Source organism: Agromyces sp. Leaf222, assembly GCF_001421565.1.
GTDB lineage: Bacteria > Actinomycetota > Actinomycetes > Actinomycetales > Microbacteriaceae > Agromyces.
The window spans coordinates 2,602,335-2,617,109 of the sequence record NZ_LMKQ01000001.1 but is presented as its reverse complement, the minus strand read 5'-3'; the positions used below and the strand labels follow the sequence as shown (position 1 = coordinate 2,617,109).

Here is a 14,775-nt window from a genome sequence, read left to right as displayed (position 1 = left end):
TAGGAAATACGTCGGCGCATGCGATTGCCGAGAATGCCAAGAAATCGTGCTGCTTTGGCAGAATATGCCAATTCGAACCCTCGATGCCATCGACCGTCATATTCTGCTCGAGCTCCAGCAGGACGGGCGGCTCACCAACCAGGAGCTCGCCGATCGCGTCGGCCTCTCGCCGTCGCCCTGCCTGCGCCGGGTCCGCCAGTTGCAGGACGACGGGATCATCACCGGGTACGCCGCCGAGATCGCCGCCGGCGCGGTGGGGCTGGCCATCACCGCGTTCGTGCGACTGCGACTGTCGTCGCATGCGACGCAGGTGGTCGATGCGGTCGAGGCGCGACTCCGCGACATCCCCGAAGTGGTCGAGGCCTACCTGCTCGCCGGCGACGACGACTACCTCGCGAAGGTCGCCGTCGCGTCGTTCAGCGAGTACGAGGAGCTCATGCGCGGCCAGCTGCGCGCCATCCCGTCGATCGCCGGCATCACCACGACCTTCGCGTTCGGCGTCACGAAGGCGCGCTCGCCGCTGCCGCTGCGCTGACGGAACGCCCCGTGGCCGGCGGCTCGACCTCGAAGGTCGCCGCCATGCGGGCGAGGGCCTCGACCGCGCCCTCGAGGTCGGCCGGCGACAGGGGTCCGAGCAGCCGGTTCGCCGACAGGAGGCCGATGGTCGCGCTCGACAGGGCGAGCGCGACATGCTCGGGCGAGACGTCGGCGATCAGCGAGCCGCGAGCCTGCCGGTCGCGCACCCAGTCGACGACGCCCTCGTGGCGCCGTCGGTACCGGTCGTCGTCGACGGTCTCGACGTGCGCACCGAGCACGGCGTGATCGTCGAGGAACGCGGCCGTCAGCAGGTCGTCCTGCAGTAGGGCACGAATCGCGGCCCGGTACGCGTCGCTCAGGCCGGGGTCATCGCCGACCTCGAGCCGCACGCGATCGCGCAGGCGTCGGGTGGCGCGCCGCAGCACGGCGTCGAGGAGGTCGCGCTTGCCCGCGAACTCGAGGTAGACCGCCCCCTTGCCGATGCCGGCTTCCGCGGCGACGGCGGCGATGCCCATCGCGTCGAAGCCGCGCTCGAGGATCAGGCGCTCGGCGGCATCGAGGAGGCGTTCGCGCCGGTCGGGCACGAGCGGGCGGGGCATCAGCCGACCCGCCGAAGGAAGCCGACCATGGCCGGCACCACGAGGTCGGGCCGATCGCGCTGCACCCAGTGCCCGGCATCCGGGACCTCCAGCAGCTCGGCGCGGGGGAGCAGCCGGGCCGCGGTCCTCGCGCGCAAGATCGGCACCCCGCGGTCGTGATCGCCGTGGACGACCAGCGTCGGCGTCGGGATCCCGGGCAGTCGGTCGGCATAGTCGGTGCGCAACCGGTTCCAGAGCACCTGCTCGCGCTGCCATTCGCCGAACACCTCGAGGCCGTCGGATGCCGCGGCCTCCGCGATGACCGCCTGCACGAGTTCGGGCGTGCGGGCCGCCGGGTCGCGCACGATGCTGCGCAGTCCGCGTTCCATCGCGGCCGGGTCTCGTGCGTACGACCGGGTCATCGCCGCGAGGAGGCCGGATCGGAGCAGCAGGAACGTCGCCGCGTGGCTCAGGCGCCCGAGCGACCCGTCGGCGAGCCTGGGCATGATGCCGAAGCATCCCAGCAGCATCGCGCCGCGAGCCGCACCCGGCCGGTCGAGCATGTGGCCGAGGGTCAGGCCGCCGCCGAGCGAGAGCCCGCCGACCACGTACTCGTCGAGGCGGAGGGCGTCGACGAGCTCGCCGACGTAGCGCACGAGGTGCTCCTGCGTCAGCTGCCACTCGGCTCGGGGGCTGCGGCCGAAGCCCGGGTGATCGGGTGCGAGCACGCGGAAGCCGGCGTTCGCGAGCGCCGGGCCGACCTCGCCCCACGAGAGCTCGGCGCTGTCGGCCCCGCCGCCGTGCAGGAGGAGCACCGTCGGGCGGTCGCCGGTTCGGTCCCCGCCGGCGGCCGGCCACTCGACGACGGAGACCGTCGCCCCGGTCACCGGGACGGTTGCGCGACGTGCGCTCATGCGCCCTCCGTTCGTTGTGACCAGATTAGAGGTTCGGGTCACTACCGGAGTGTGGAAGGCGGGGCCCCCGCCTCACGCGAAGGGGTCGACGAGCGCGGAGTACCCGCAGTCGAGGCACCGCAGCGTGATCGTGAGGGGCTGATCGATCTCGACGAGCACGCCGCCGTCGAGGACGCCCCCGCACCGCGGGCAGGGATCGGGGCTGCGGAACCGCGGCTCGTCGCCGTTGTCGACCTCCATCGCGCTCAGGCCCAGAGCTCGTCGACGGGGACCTGCCGCCGCAGGATGTTCGCGGCGGCACGATGCCCCGAGAGCATCGCCGCCGGCACCGTCGCGGGGTCGTCGGTCCAGGTCGCCTCGCCCGCGAGGTGGAGCACGCCGCCGACGGGCGTCGCGAGGTCGTCGTGGTCGGCCGTCGTGGAGCCGACGGTCATATAGGCGTACGAGCCACGGGCGAACGGGTCGCCCTGCCAGTCCGTGCGATGCACGACGCTCGGCTGCTCGACGCGATCGCCGTAGAGCCGGGTCAGCTGGGCGAGCACCGACTCGACGACCCGCCGATCCGACCAGCCGCGCGTCTCGCGGGCGGCGGGGCCGGCGGCGAAGGTGAGGAGCGTGGGAGTGCCGTGCAGGGCGGTGAGGTCGTACCAGGAGTGCCACCATCTGCTCTCGGGACCCTGCTGGCGGATCGCGTAGACGTCGTCGTCCCAGAACCTCGTCGGGAACCGCAGGAAGACCTTCTCGAACGCGTTCATCTCGAGCCGGTCGAGGGCGCCGGCGACCGGTTCGGGCAGCGCCGGCTCGATGACGAAGTCGTCGGACTTCAGCACGCCGACGGGCACCGTCACGACGACGGTGCCGGCCGTGAACGCGCCGCGATCGGTGGTGACGACGACGCCGTCGCCCGACCACCGCACGTGGGAGACGACGTGCTCGAGGCGGACGTCAAGCCCCTCGGCGAGGTGCGCCGGCAGGCGGTCGTAGCCGTCGGGGAAGACCACCTCGTCGCCGTCGATCGAATCGTCGTCGAGTCCGTGCGCGGCGAGGTCCTCGATCCACGCGCCGTACTGCTCCTCCGAGCGGTGCTCGAGGTACTCGCGCACCCGCTGGGTGCGCTCGGCGTCCCACGCCTGACGGTCGAGCGCCGCCTCGGTCACGTCGCGGTACGAGGCATCCGGAGCGGATGCCGCGACCACGTCGAGGAGGGTCGCGTCGACGGCGTGGAGGTCGGCGGCGAAGCGACGTGCATCGGCATCGGACAGGCGCTCGCCGTCAGGCCCGTAGTACGCGATCGGTCGGCTGTCCGGCTGGTAGCCGCCGACCGTGAACTCGACGGTGCGCATGCCGAACGCCTCGGCCGCGGCGGCGACCGGGCTGCCGGTGACGCCGTGGATCCACGATGCGCCGAGGTCGGTGACGAGCCCGTCGGCGCGGTCGGTGCAAACCCGGCCGCCCACCCGGTCGCGGGCCTCGAGCACGGCGACCCGGTTGCCGTGCCGCGCCAGCAGCCTGGCGGCGCTCAGGCCCGCGACCCCCGCGCCGACCACGATCGTGTCGAAGTGCTCCATCGCCGACTGCCTCCATCTCGGGGTGCTGCACCCGCCTCCGACGGTATCGCCTGCGAACGTCGTACCCCTATCGCTCACAGCCTTCTCGCTATATCGTTGAGTATCGTTCACACGCGACGGAAGAGGTTGTCATGAGTGGCTCGTTCCCCACCGGCGGATTCGGCGCCGGCATCCCGGCCGACGGCATCTGGCAGGCCTTCGAGCAGTTGCGCTCGAACTTCGAGAAGCGCGCGGGCAGCCGCATGGGCCGCGGCGACGTGCGTGCAGCGGTGCTCGCCCTGCTCGCCGAGCAGCCCATGCACGGCTACCAGATCATCCACGAGATCGAGGAGCGCAGCGGCGGCACCTGGAAGCCGAGCGCCGGCTCGGTCTACCCGACCCTGCAGCTGCTCGCCGACGAGGGGCTCATCAGCGCCCAGGAGTCGAACGGCCGCAAGACGTACTCGCTCACCGACGAGGGGCGCTCCTCGGTCGCCGACACCGGTGCATCGGCGCCGTGGGCCCCGCAGGGCGGGAGCGACGGCGCCGGCCCCTCTGCACTGCCGAAGGCGGGCTTCGAACTCGCGCAGGCCGCCGCCCAGGTCGGGCGAACTGGCACGCCCGAGCAGGTGCAGCAGGCCGTGGCCGCGCTCGACGAGACGCGACGACGGCTCTACGCGATCCTCGCCCAGGACTGACGCGGGTGGCGTCCGCCCCTCGGGATCGAGGCGATTCGATGCCCGGTGCCGGCAATACCCGCGCGCGCTACCGACGCATCCTGCGGTTCGCGGGCTGGAACCTCGCCGTCACGTGGTGGTACGAGCTGTTCCTCCCGCGCATCGGGCTCACGTCGGTCGCCGAGCGCACGCGGTCCAAGCGCATGCGGCGCTTCGCCCAGCGGTTCCACGTGCTCGCGATCGACCTCGGCGGGCTCATGATCAAGGTCGGGCAGTTCATGTCCTCGCGCCTCGACGTGCTGCCGCCCGAGATCACCGCCGAGCTCGCGGGGCTGCAGGACGAGGTGCCGCCGGTGCCGTTCGCGGCGATCCGGGTGCTCGCCGAGGCCGAACTCGGCATGCCGCTCGACCGCGCCTACGCCTCGATCGACGAGGAGCCGATCGCCGCGGCATCCCTCGGTCAGGCCCACCGCGCCCGGCTCTCGGCCGCCGATGCCGCAGACACGGGTCTGCACGCCGTCGTCGTCAAGGTGCAGCGGCCGGGCATCGATCGCATCGTCGACGTCGACCTGGCCGCCCTGCGCAAGGTCGCGGGGTGGCTCAGCCACGTGCGACTCGTCTCAGACAGGGTGAACACGCACGCGCTCGTCGAGGAATTCGCGCAGACCAGCCTGGAAGAGATCGACTACCTGCACGAGGCCGCGAACGCCGAGCGCTTCGCCGCGGAGTTCGCCGACGACGACCGCGTGAGCGTCCCGTCCATCGCGTGGGAGCGCACGACCCGGCGCGTGCTCACCCTCGAAGACGTCACGGCGATCAAGATCACGGATGCCGCGGCGCTGGCGTCGGCCGGCATCGATCCAGCCGACGTGGCGCCGGCCTTCGCCGCCGTCATGTTCGACCAGCTCTTCACGAACGGCTTCTTCCACGCCGACCCGCATCCGGGCAACATCTTCGTCACGCCGATGCCCGTCGTCGAGGGTTCGACGGCGCCGGCGTGGAAGCTCACGTTCATCGACTTCGGCATGATGGGCGTGGTTCCGCCCGGCACGCGGAGCGGCCTGCGCAAGCTGCTCATCGCGGCGGCGTCGCGCGACGGCAAGGGCCTCGTCGACGCCGTGCGCGAGGTGGGCGTCCTGCTGCCCTCCGCCGACACCGGCGAGCTCGAGCGGGCGATGACCCAGCTGTTCGCCCGATTCGGCGGCATGGGGTTCGCCGAGCTGCGCGAGGTGGATCCGCGCGAGTTCCGCGACTTCGCCGAGCAGTTCGGCCACGTGGTGCGCTCGCTGCCGTTCCAGCTGCCCGAGAACTTCCTGCTCATCGTGCGCGCGATGTCGCTCACCTCGGGCGTGTGCAGTGCGCTGGATCCCGAGTTCAACCTCTGGGACTCGATCGAGCCGTACGCGACGAAGCTCATCCGCGACGAGCGCGGCAACGTCGTGCAGGACCTCGCGAAGCAGGCCGTCGAGATCGCCGGCATCGCGGTCGGCCTGCCGAAGCGCCTCGACTCGCTCGCGACCCGCCTCGAAGAGGGCTCCGTCGCCGTCACGAACCCGAGTCTCGAGCGACGCGTCGCCAGGCTCGAGCGCACCGCGAGGCGGGTGGTCTCCGCGATCCTGTTCGGCGCGCTCCTCGTGGCCGGGGCGGTGATCCGTGCGGATGACGCGGTGTTCGGCACCGTGCTGATGATCGCGTCCGTCCTGCCGCTGCTGCATGCGCTGTTCGCCGGGCGCGCCGGGCGCTGAGCGGCGAGGGGTCGGCAGGCGCAGGCGCCGCCCGCACGTGCTGAGCTCACGGCGCGAACAGCAGGATCGCGAACACCCCGAAGAGCATGAGGTGCACGGCGCCGTGCACGGCGGTCGTCCGTGGAGAGAAGAACGTGATCAGCGTCATGGCGAGCGTGATGGCGATGAGCACCATGTTCGCGGGCGTCTCGCCGAGCACGACCTCCTGGCCGCTGATCAGCCCGATCACGAGGATGACCGGAATGGTGAGCCCGACGGTCGACACGAAGGCGCCGAGCCCGAGGTTGAAGGCGCGCTGGTTCTGGTCGGCGAGCGACGCTCGGATCGCGGTCACCGCCTCCGGCGTGAACACGATGATGGCGATGACGACACCGCTGAGCGCCACGGGAGCGCCGGTGGCCTCGATGCCGAGGTCGACGAGCACGCCCAGGTCGTGCGAGAGCAGCACGATCGGCAGGACGGTCACGATGAGGAGCAAGGCGCGCCCGACCAGCTCCCCGCGGGCGGCGGGGTTCGCCGACGCCGACGCCGACGCCCCTGACGGCGCCGCGCTCGTGGAGGATGGGACTGCGGCCGACGGAACGACCGGCTGCACGAACAGGTTCCGGTCCCGGCCGACCTGCATGACGAGGAAGAACGCGTAGAGCGCGGCGGCGAGCACCGCGATGCCGATCGACTGGAACGAGGTCAGCGTTCCGCCAGGGGTCGAACTCGTGAAGTTCGGCAGCACCAGCGTGCAGAGCGACAGCGCGACGATGACCGCGAGGTAGACCGAGGTGCCGACCGTGTTGTAGTTCTGCGGCCCGTGGCGGAGCCCGCCGAGGAGGATGGCCAGGCCCATCACGCCGTTGATGATGATCATCATCACGGCGAAGAGCGAGTCGCGACCGATCGTCGCGGATCCGCTCGGGCCGAGCATCACCGACGCGATGAGGGCGACCTCGATCACGACGACGGTCAGCGTCAGGATGAGCGTGCCGAAGGGTTCGCCGACCTTCTCGGCGAGATGCTCGGCCTGGTTCACGACCCCGAAGGCCGCGACCATGATCGCCGCCAGGATCACGATGAACGTGATCACGCTGACGACGGCGTTCGGCGGATGCGCGACGAGGTCGTGCCCGAACGCGAGCGCCCAGATCGTCGTCGCCCAGGCGATCACGAGGATCACCACCGTCGACCGCGTGAGCAGTGCCCGCATGCTGACTCCTTCGTCCGAGCCGACCGTTCGCCACTCTACCGGCGTGCATCTCGGCATGGTCGGATGCGGCTGGACGCCGCCCGGCATTGCGCCTGCGGCTCGTCGCAGGCGATGCTGGTCTCGCGGCGGCCGCGCGCCGCATGGGGGAGTCGGCATGCGGGCTCGACGGGTGGTCGCGATCCTGGCGGCATCGGTGATCGCGATCGTCGGCGCGCTCGTCGCGGTCGAAGCGATCCGCATCATCGGCGATGCCGCGGAGCAGCCGGGGCTCGCGGACTTCTACGACCAGCCGGCCGACGCCGCGAACGGCGACCCCGGCACGCTCGTGCGGAGCGAGGCGCTCGACGGCGTGCCCGCGGCATCCGAGGCGTGGCGCATCATGTACCGCTCGACCGACCTGAACGGCGAGCCGATCGTCGTGACCGGCATCGTCGTGACACCGCTCGGCCCGGCACCCGATGGCGGGCGCACGGTGCTCGCCTGGGGGCATCCGACGACGGGCACGGATGCCTCGTGCGCCCCGTCGCGCGGCTTCGACCCGTTCATCGGCATCGAGGGGCTGCGCCTCATGCTCGACCGTGGCTACACGGTCGTCGCGACCGACTACGCCGGCATGGGCACCGAGGGCCCCGATTCCTACCTCGTCGCGCAGACCGCGGCGCGCAGCGTGCTCGACGCCGTGCGCGCGGCGCGCCACCTCGACGGCGCGGAGGCCGGTGATCGCGTGGTGCTGTGGGGGCACTCGCAGGGCGGGCAGGCCGTGCTCTTCGCCGCCGAGCAGGCGCCGGTGTACGCGCCAGAGCTCGACGTCGCCGGCGTCGCCGCCGCCGCGCCCGCGGCCGACCTGACCGCGCTCATGGGCTCGCACCTCGACGACATCTCGGGCGTGACGATCGGGTCGTATGCGTTCCCCGCATTCGCCTCGGTCTACGGCCCGAACGTGCCGGGCGCCGAGCTCGACGCGATCCTCACCCCCGCGGCGGTCGCGAAGTCGCCCGAGATGAACCGGCTCTGCCTGCTGACGAACCTCGAGAAGCTGCACGGCATCGGACAGCCGCTCGTCGGCGACTTCTTCGCCCACGACCCGACCACGACCGAACCGTGGGCCACGCTGCTCGCCGAGAACTCCGCCGGACAGCGCCCGATCGCGGCGCCGGTGTACGTCGCGCAGGGCGCCGACGACGAGCTCGTGCTGCCCGCCGACACGGCGACCTTCGTCGAGCACGTGCGCGGGCTCGGCGACGACGTCTCGTACGAGGTCGTGCCGCTGGCCACCCACAGCACGATCGCCTACCTCGCGCTGCCGACGCTCGACGCCTGGCTCGACGGCCTCGACTGAGTCAGCCCGCTTTTCAGGACCACATCGGTCATGACGGCGATATGCGCCCATGACCGTCTCATCCTGAAAAGGCGGGTGGACGAGTCAGGGGCAGGCGCGGCCGGCCCGCATGGTCGGATGCATCGCCCGGGCGCGCCTCTTCCACGGCGGGCCGCACGCCGATAGGTTGAGCGCCAGAAGGCACGGTCCTCGTCGTGCCCCGATCGAAAGGGCCCGCCATGGGAATGTTCGCCACCGTGTGGGATTGGATCTGGTTCAGCTTCTGGATCTTCGCCTACATCGCCTACCTCTTCACCCTGATCTACATCGCGATCGACATCTTCCGCTCGCACGACATCGGCGGGTGGATGAAGGCGCTGTGGATCCTGCTGCTGGTGTTCCTGCCGTTCCTGACCGGCATCGTGTACCTCATCATCCGCGGGCAGGGCATGGCGGAGCGATCGTCGTACCGACGCCCCGAGATCGTCGAGTACTCCGACGAGGAGGTGCGACAGGTCTCGTTCGCGAATCCGACCGATGAGATCGCGAAGGCGGCGGCACTGCGAGACCAGGGCGTCATCTCCGACGGGGAGTTCGACGCCATCAAGGCGAAGGCGCTCGGCCAGAAGTTCTGAGCCGGCACCACGCCCCGTGATCGCGTTGCCCGCGCCTCGTGCCCGGTCGTCGATCGCGGAGTAGCCTCGGCACATGAGCCAGTCCATCGGCGTCGGCCGGACCCCCGCTGCGGGGTCCGAGCCGGCGCCGTTCGACGTTCGCGGCTTCGCGCGAACCGCGCAGGGCAGCCTGCGCGACGACCTCGAACTCGACGCGATGGCGCAGGCCGGGCTCGCGCGCGACGCCGTTCGCACGGTCGCCACCCTCGCCGAACTCGAGGGGGCCACGATGGAGCACCTGCGAAACGTGCTCGTGACCCCGACCCACAAGGACGCGATGGTCACGGCGTTCCTCGTGTCGTGGGCCTACGAGAAGTACTGGATCGCCGATGCGCTGCGGCTGATCGCGGGCGCGACCGGGGCGAGGGATGCCGCGGCGAACCCCTCGACGCACACTGCGGCCGCCACCACCGGCCGGGCATCCGCCGGCCGCGGGCCGATCCGGCGGTCGCTCGCCGGCTTCGGGCAGGGGCCAGACGTGGTCGGCGCCCACCTCGCGCTCGGATTCGTGGACGACCTCGTGCTCGACCTCGCGTACGCGCGACTCGCCGCCGAGGCGATCGACGGGGCCGGCACTCCGAACCCGGCGTTCGGCGACGCCATCGCGCGCATCCGCACCATCAAGCTGCGGCACACCGAGTTCTTCGCGGGCGAGGCGCGGCGACGCATGGCGGCATCGTCGCGGGCGGCGCGCCTCGGGCGAGGCGAGCTCGCACGCTCCGCATGGCCGCTCGGCAGCGGCTCCGTCGCCACGGGGGAGCGGGAGGCGTTCGCGCAGTTCGCCGTGGCCGACGCCGAGTCGCGTTCGGCGCTCGCCCGCGGCATCCGATCGCTGCCTGGAGTTGGCGAACGCACCACGACCGCCGTCCTCCGACGGCTCGGCGCCTGAACGGGACACGAGGGAGCAGGGGAGCATGGCCTTCGACATCGACCGGTACACCGCGACGTCGGTCGGCGTCGCGTGGAGCGACCTCGACCTCGAGGTGTTCCGCACCGACCCGCTGCCCGAGTCGTCGTTGCGCACGCTGCGCTACATGGCCGACGTCGAGTACCACACCGTCTGCTACACGCGAGACCTGCTGACGACGCCGTCGCACCGCGAGGCCGACATGAGCGCGTTCATGACGATGTGGAACCGCGAGGAGTTCTGGCACGGCGAGGCGCTGGCCGCGGTGCTCGCGATGCACGACATCACGGTCGACTACGACGCGCTCAAGGCGAATCGCATGAAGCTCGGGTGGAAGGACCGGCTCGACCCCATCAAGCAGTCCGTGCTCGGCGGCCTCGTCGGCCAGGACTTCGTGGCCGTGCACATGTCGTGGGGCGCCGCGAACGAGTGGTCGGCGATCACCGCGTACCAGCGCATGGCCGAGCTCGAGGCGCATCCGGTGCTCGCCGAGTTGCTGCGCCGCATCGCCAAGCAGGAGGCGAGGCATGTCGCGTTCTACACGTCGCAGGCGCGCGAACGGCTCGCCGCGAGCGCGAAGGCGCAGAAGGTGACGCGGTTCGCACTCAGCCGGTTCTGGGCGCCGGTCGGGTCGAGCATCTCGTCGGAGAGCGACGTGCGGCATGTCATGACGCACCTGATGAGCGGCCCGGAGGGACGGCGTGCGGCCCGCAAGGTCGACGAGAGCATCAGCGGCATGCCGGGGCTCGCCGGGCTCACGATCGTGCAGGACGCCCTCGACCGGCTGGGCGTCGCCGCCTGAGGCAGGCGCGCGGCCCTGGCCGCGCCGCGCCGACCGGGCTCAGCGCGTCGTCAGCGCCGCGATGATCGTGCCGATCGCGCAGATCGCGAGGATCGCCGCCAGCCCGTAGCGGCGGAGCTGCACCGAGAGCAGCGCGACCGACGGACGACGTCGCCGGCGACGCCGTCGTGGTGGTGTCGTCGAGTGCATGTCAGACCTGCGGCGAGGCGTCGTCGATCGCGTGGAACCGGCGGTCGCGGTACACGAGCGCCGGCGCCCGTTCGCCGAGGTGCACGTCGAGCACCTCGGCCACGACGAGCGACGAGCCGCCGACGGGCAGGGTGTGGGTGATGCGCGCCCGCAGCGCCACGGGGGCGCCGACGAGCCACGGCTCGCCGGTCGGCAGGGTGCCCCAGCCCTGCTCGGGCGTGAAGCGAGGCGCACCCGATCGGGCGAAGGCCCGCGCGACCTCGACCTGGTCGGCCGAGAGGAGGTGCACGACGACGGATTCCGCGGCGAGCAGGCCGCCGGCGGATCCCGTGGCGCGCGTGACCGAGAACGAGAGCGCGGCGGGTTCGGCCGAGACCGACGCCACGCTCGAAGCCGTCAGGCCGACGGGCCCGAGCGGCGTCGTCGCGGTGATGAGGGCGACACCCGCCGGGTGGTCGCGGAACGCCGCCTTGAACGCCTCGGCGGTCGCGTCGAGCAGGGTCGGCGGTGCGGCATCCGTCGGCAGGGCGTCTGCAAGGGGGTTCGGATCGGGCACGGCCATGTCGTCCAGCCTACGTTCGCGAACCTGCGTGCCGGCACCACGCCCGCCGCCCCCGCACATGACGGATGCCCCGCCGGACCGGGGTCCGACGGGGCATCCGCTCGTGCTCGCGACCTGGGCGGAGTTCCTAGGCGACGGTGGAGGCGTCGCGCTTGGGCAGCTTCCAGCCGGGGCGCACGAAGTGGCACGTGTACCCGTTCGGGTACTTCTCGAGGTAGTCCTGGTGCTCGGGCTCGGCCGCCCAGAAGGGCGCGGCCTCCTCGATCGTGGTGACGACCTTGGCCGGCCAGAGTCCCGAGGCGTCGACGTCGGCGATCGTGTCGAGCGCGACCTCCTGCTGCTCGAGGCTCTGCGGGAAGATCGCCGACCGGTAGCTCGTGCCGATGTCGTTGCCCTGACGGTTCAGGGTCGACGGGTCGTGCACCTGGAAGAAGAACTCCAGCAGCTCGCGGTAGCTCGTGACGGTCGGGTCGAACTCGATCTCGATCGCCTCGGCGTGCCCGGGGTGATTGCGGTAGGTGGGCTCGGCGTTCGCGCCGCCGGTGTAGCCGACCCGCGTCGACTCGATGCCCGGGCGCTTGCGGATCAGGTCCTGCATGCCCCAGAAACAGCCGCCGGCGAGGACCGCGGTCTCGGTGTTCGTCATGATGCGTTCTCCTTCTCGGATGCCGCGGCCGCGCCATCCGTCGTCGTGAACAGGCTGAGGAAGTCCCCGTAGCCCTGCTCCTCGAGCTCGGCGACCGGCACGAAGCGCAGTGCCGCCGAGTTCATGCAGTACCGGAGTCCGCCGGCGTCGGCGGGCCCGTCGTCGAAGACGTGGCCGAGGTGGCTGTCGGCTCCCGACGAGCGTACCTCCACGCGCTTCATCCAGAGCGTGCGGTCGACATGCTCGGTCACGGCGGTCGCCTCGAGGGGCTTCGTGAAGCTCGGCCAGCCCGACCGGCTGTCGTACTTGTCGGTCGAGGAGAAGAGCGGCTGCCCCGACACGACGTCGACGTAGATGCCTGCGTCGTGGTTGTCCCAGTACTCGTTGCGGAACGCCGGCTCGGTGCCGTCGCCCTGCGTGACGCTGCGCTGGAGGGGCGTGAGGCGGGCGATCGCCTCGGGAGTGCTGCGGTAGTCGTTCGACATTCGTTCCTCCTTCATGGGGCGCCGCTGGCTGCGGCTCCCGGTGGGTCGCTGGCCGCCTCGCGAAGCGCGGCGACACTGGAGAAAACCATCGAGCGGGGCGCGCTGTTCCGGATGTCGCGCCTGCAGGCTGTGACTTCGCTGTGAGCGCGTCCCGGGCGCGCGACCGACGAGTGGTGACAGTCCGCCCGGGGTACGCGAGACTTTCCCCAGCCCCGTGGCCCGGATGCCGCATCCGCGCGGGGTGCGGATGGAGGGCCGGTGGAACTGCTCGTCGTGGTCGTGCTCGGACTGCTCGGCATCGCCGCAGCGGCGGTCTTCGGCCCGCGGCTCGGGGTGGCGGCCCCGCTGCTGCTCGTGATCGTCGGCATCGGCGCGAGCCTGCTGCCGTTCGTGCCGGAGGTCGAGATCGACCCGGAGTGGATCCTCGCCGGCGTGCTGCCGCCGCTGCTCTACTCGGCGTCGGTGGCGATGCCGGCGATGGAGTTCCGGCGCGAGTTCAGTGCGATCGGCGGGCTCTCGGTCGGCCTGGTGATCGTGAGCTCGGTGCTGCTCGGACTGCTGTTCGCCTGGCTGGTGCCCGGCATCGGGCTCGCGGCGGGCATCGCGCTCGGCGCCATCGTCAGCCCGACCGACGCGGTCGCGACCTCGATCGTGAAGCGCATCGGGGTCAGCCCGCGCATCGTGACGGTGCTCGAGGGCGAGAGCCTGCTGAACGATGCGACGGCCCTCGTGCTGCTGCGGTCGGCGATCGTCGCGACGGCCGCGTCCGTCACCTTCTGGGACATTTTGGGCGACTTCGTGTTCGCCGTGGTCGTCGCGGTGGTGATCGGCTACGTCGTCGGAAAGGCGAACCTCTGGGTGCGGGAGCGCGTGGTCGACCCGACGGCGAACACGGTGATCTCGTTCACGGTGCCGTTCCTGGCGGCGGTGCCGAGCGAGGCGCTCGGCGCCTCCGGGCTGGTCGCGGCCGTCGTGGCCGGCCTCGTCACGGGTCGCGGCGCGCTGAAGCGGCTCTCGCCGCAGCACCGCGCATCCGACACGCAGGCGTGGCGCACCGTCGAGCTGATCCTCGAGGGCGCCGTGTTCCTCGTGATGGGGCTGGAGATGTCGGCCATCGTGGCCGACGTGCAGGGCGGGCGGGCCGGCATCGCCGCCGGCCTCGTGATCGCCGGCATCGCGCTGCTCGCGGTGATCGCGGTGCGCACCCTGTACGTGCTCTCGACGCTCGGCCTGCAGCGTCGGCGGGTGCGACGCGGCATCGGGATGCGCGGACAGCTGGCGGACATGCAGGACCGGCTCGATCGGGTCGACGAACGGCATCCGCTGCGCCTCGAGCCGCGCGGCGGCCCGCAGCGAGGCGAGCCGGCCCCCGAGGTGCCGAAGGAACGGCTCGCGGTGTTCCGCAGAAGGATCCGTCGCAAGGTCGCCGACATCGACTACTTCACCGCCGAACCGCTCGGCTGGCGCGAGGGCAGCGTCATCGTCTGGGCCGGCATGCGCGGAGCGGTGACGCTCGCGGCCGCGCAGACGCTCCCGTCGGACACGCCGGAGCGCTCGCTGCTCGTGTTCGTGGCATTCGTGGTCGCCGCGGCCTCGCTCATCGTGCAGGGCGGCACCCTGCCGATGCTCGTGCGCTGGGTGAAGCCGGCGCTCTTCGACCGTGCCGCGGTCGACGCCGATCGCGAGGAGATCGACGACCTGCTGCGCGACATCGCCCGGCGCGTGACGGCCGATGCGGCCTCGGAGGAGGCTTCGGCCGCGGTGACGGATGCCTCGACGGGTGCCTCGGCGGGGGAGGCCGCGAGAGCGCGTACCGACCACGGACTGCGGCTCCGGCTGCGGGTGATCGGTGAGCAGCGGGCGGCGCTCTCGACCCAGCGCGACGAAGGCGGATTCAGCTCGACGGCACTCACCGAGTCGCTCGCGGCGTTGGATGCGGTGCAGATCAGTCTCGAATTACGCCTTCCATCAGGGGATGTTTCCAAAACGTGATCAT

The 14,775-nt window shown here is 71.5% G+C and carries 17 protein-coding genes; 8 read left to right on the top strand and 9 right to left on the bottom strand.

Going from position 1 to position 14,775, the window contains the following annotated elements:
- Positions 1–64 precede the first annotated feature (64 nt).
- On the top strand, positions 65–535 hold the full coding sequence (locus ASE68_RS11675) for an Lrp/AsnC family transcriptional regulator (RefSeq protein ID WP_055858673.1): 471 nt from the start codon (positions 65–67) through the stop codon (positions 533–535).
- Here ASE68_RS11675 and ASE68_RS11670 read toward each other — a convergent pair.
- The 4 genes from ASE68_RS11670 to ASE68_RS11660 all read right to left on the bottom strand — a co-directional run bounded on the left by ASE68_RS11670 (position 501) and on the right by ASE68_RS11660 (position 3,597).
- Entirely contained in the window at positions 501–1,136 is a 636-nt protein-coding gene (locus ASE68_RS11670) for a TetR/AcrR family transcriptional regulator (protein WP_055858670.1), read from the bottom strand. The two genes, ASE68_RS11675 and ASE68_RS11670, sit on opposite strands and share 35 nt — an antisense overlap.
- The gene (locus ASE68_RS11665; protein ID WP_055858667.1) at positions 1,136–2,029 is read right to left on the bottom strand and encodes an alpha/beta fold hydrolase; all 894 of its coding nucleotides are present in this window, start codon (positions 2,027–2,029) and stop codon (positions 1,136–1,138) included. Before ASE68_RS11665 ends, ASE68_RS11670 begins: the two co-directional genes overlap by 1 nt.
- A gap of 72 nt (positions 2,030–2,101) precedes the next feature.
- Positions 2,102–2,269 carry a hypothetical protein gene (locus ASE68_RS20260; protein WP_157421624.1) on the bottom strand — a complete coding sequence of 56 codons (168 nt, stop codon included), beginning with the start codon at positions 2,267–2,269 and terminating at the stop codon, positions 2,102–2,104.
- A gap of 5 nt (positions 2,270–2,274) precedes the next feature.
- A complete protein-coding gene (locus tag ASE68_RS11660) occupies positions 2,275–3,597 on the bottom strand; it encodes an NAD(P)/FAD-dependent oxidoreductase (protein ID WP_055858664.1) in 1,323 nt (440 codons plus the stop codon).
- 131 nt (positions 3,598–3,728) lie between these two features.
- On the opposite strand from ASE68_RS11660, the gene ASE68_RS11655 reads away from it, so the two are divergent.
- Together ASE68_RS11655 and ASE68_RS11650 are read left to right on the top strand one after the other, a co-directional pair.
- A complete protein-coding gene (locus ASE68_RS11655; protein ID WP_055858659.1) occupies positions 3,729–4,274 on the top strand; it encodes a PadR family transcriptional regulator in 546 nt (181 codons plus the stop codon).
- A gap of 38 nt (positions 4,275–4,312) precedes the next feature.
- The gene (locus ASE68_RS11650; protein WP_055858656.1) at positions 4,313–5,998 is read left to right on the top strand and encodes an AarF/ABC1/UbiB kinase family protein; all 1,686 of its coding nucleotides are present in this window, start codon (positions 4,313–4,315) and stop codon (positions 5,996–5,998) included.
- A 46-nt stretch (positions 5,999–6,044) separates the two neighbouring features.
- Here ASE68_RS11650 and ASE68_RS11645 read toward each other — a convergent pair whose 3' ends face one another.
- Positions 6,045–7,196, bottom strand: a complete 1,152-nt coding sequence (locus ASE68_RS11645; RefSeq protein ID WP_055858653.1) for a calcium:proton antiporter — start codon at positions 7,194–7,196, stop codon at positions 6,045–6,047.
- 154 nt (positions 7,197–7,350) lie between these two features.
- On the opposite strand from ASE68_RS11645, the gene ASE68_RS11640 reads away from it, so the two are divergent.
- From ASE68_RS11640 to ASE68_RS11625, 4 genes are all read left to right on the top strand, one after another.
- A complete protein-coding gene (locus ASE68_RS11640; RefSeq protein WP_055858650.1) occupies positions 7,351–8,535 on the top strand; it encodes an alpha/beta fold hydrolase in 1,185 nt (394 codons plus the stop codon).
- 218 nt (positions 8,536–8,753) lie between these two features.
- A complete protein-coding gene (locus ASE68_RS11635) occupies positions 8,754–9,149 on the top strand; it encodes an SHOCT domain-containing protein (protein ID WP_157421623.1) in 396 nt (131 codons plus the stop codon).
- Positions 9,150–9,222: 73 nt separating this feature from the next.
- Positions 9,223–10,077, top strand: coding sequence for a hypothetical protein (locus ASE68_RS11630; protein WP_055858643.1), 855 nt, complete (start codon positions 9,223–9,225; stop codon positions 10,075–10,077).
- A gap of 25 nt (positions 10,078–10,102) precedes the next feature.
- Positions 10,103–10,897 (top strand): hypothetical protein, encoded by a 795-nt coding sequence (locus tag ASE68_RS11625; RefSeq protein WP_055858640.1) that lies wholly within the window; start codon positions 10,103–10,105, stop codon positions 10,895–10,897.
- Positions 10,898–10,936: 39 nt separating this feature from the next.
- Here ASE68_RS11625 and ASE68_RS20255 read toward each other — a convergent pair whose 3' ends face one another.
- The 4 genes from ASE68_RS20255 to msrB all read right to left on the bottom strand — a co-directional run bounded on the left by ASE68_RS20255 (position 10,937) and on the right by msrB (position 12,779).
- Complete coding sequence (locus ASE68_RS20255) at positions 10,937–11,086, bottom strand: hypothetical protein (RefSeq protein ID WP_157421622.1); 150 nt, start codon at positions 11,084–11,086, stop codon at positions 10,937–10,939.
- Position 11,087: 1 nt separating this feature from the next.
- The gene (locus ASE68_RS11620) at positions 11,088–11,648 is read right to left on the bottom strand and encodes a flavin reductase family protein (RefSeq protein ID WP_082462195.1); all 561 of its coding nucleotides are present in this window, start codon (positions 11,646–11,648) and stop codon (positions 11,088–11,090) included.
- A gap of 127 nt (positions 11,649–11,775) precedes the next feature.
- Positions 11,776–12,294: a peptide-methionine (S)-S-oxide reductase MsrA gene (msrA, locus tag ASE68_RS11615; protein WP_055858636.1), complete on the bottom strand. Its 519-nt coding sequence runs from the start codon at positions 12,292–12,294 to the stop codon at positions 11,776–11,778.
- Positions 12,291–12,779 carry a peptide-methionine (R)-S-oxide reductase MsrB gene (gene msrB, locus ASE68_RS11610; protein ID WP_055858634.1) on the bottom strand — a complete coding sequence of 163 codons (489 nt, stop codon included), beginning with the start codon at positions 12,777–12,779 and terminating at the stop codon, positions 12,291–12,293. The genes msrA and msrB overlap by 4 nt, the downstream gene beginning before the upstream one ends.
- Positions 12,780–13,037: 258 nt before the next feature.
- On the opposite strand from msrB, the gene ASE68_RS11605 reads away from it, so the two are divergent.
- Positions 13,038–14,771: a sodium:proton antiporter gene (locus tag ASE68_RS11605; protein WP_055858631.1), complete on the top strand. Its 1,734-nt coding sequence runs from the start codon at positions 13,038–13,040 to the stop codon at positions 14,769–14,771.
- Positions 14,772–14,775 lie beyond the last annotated feature (4 nt).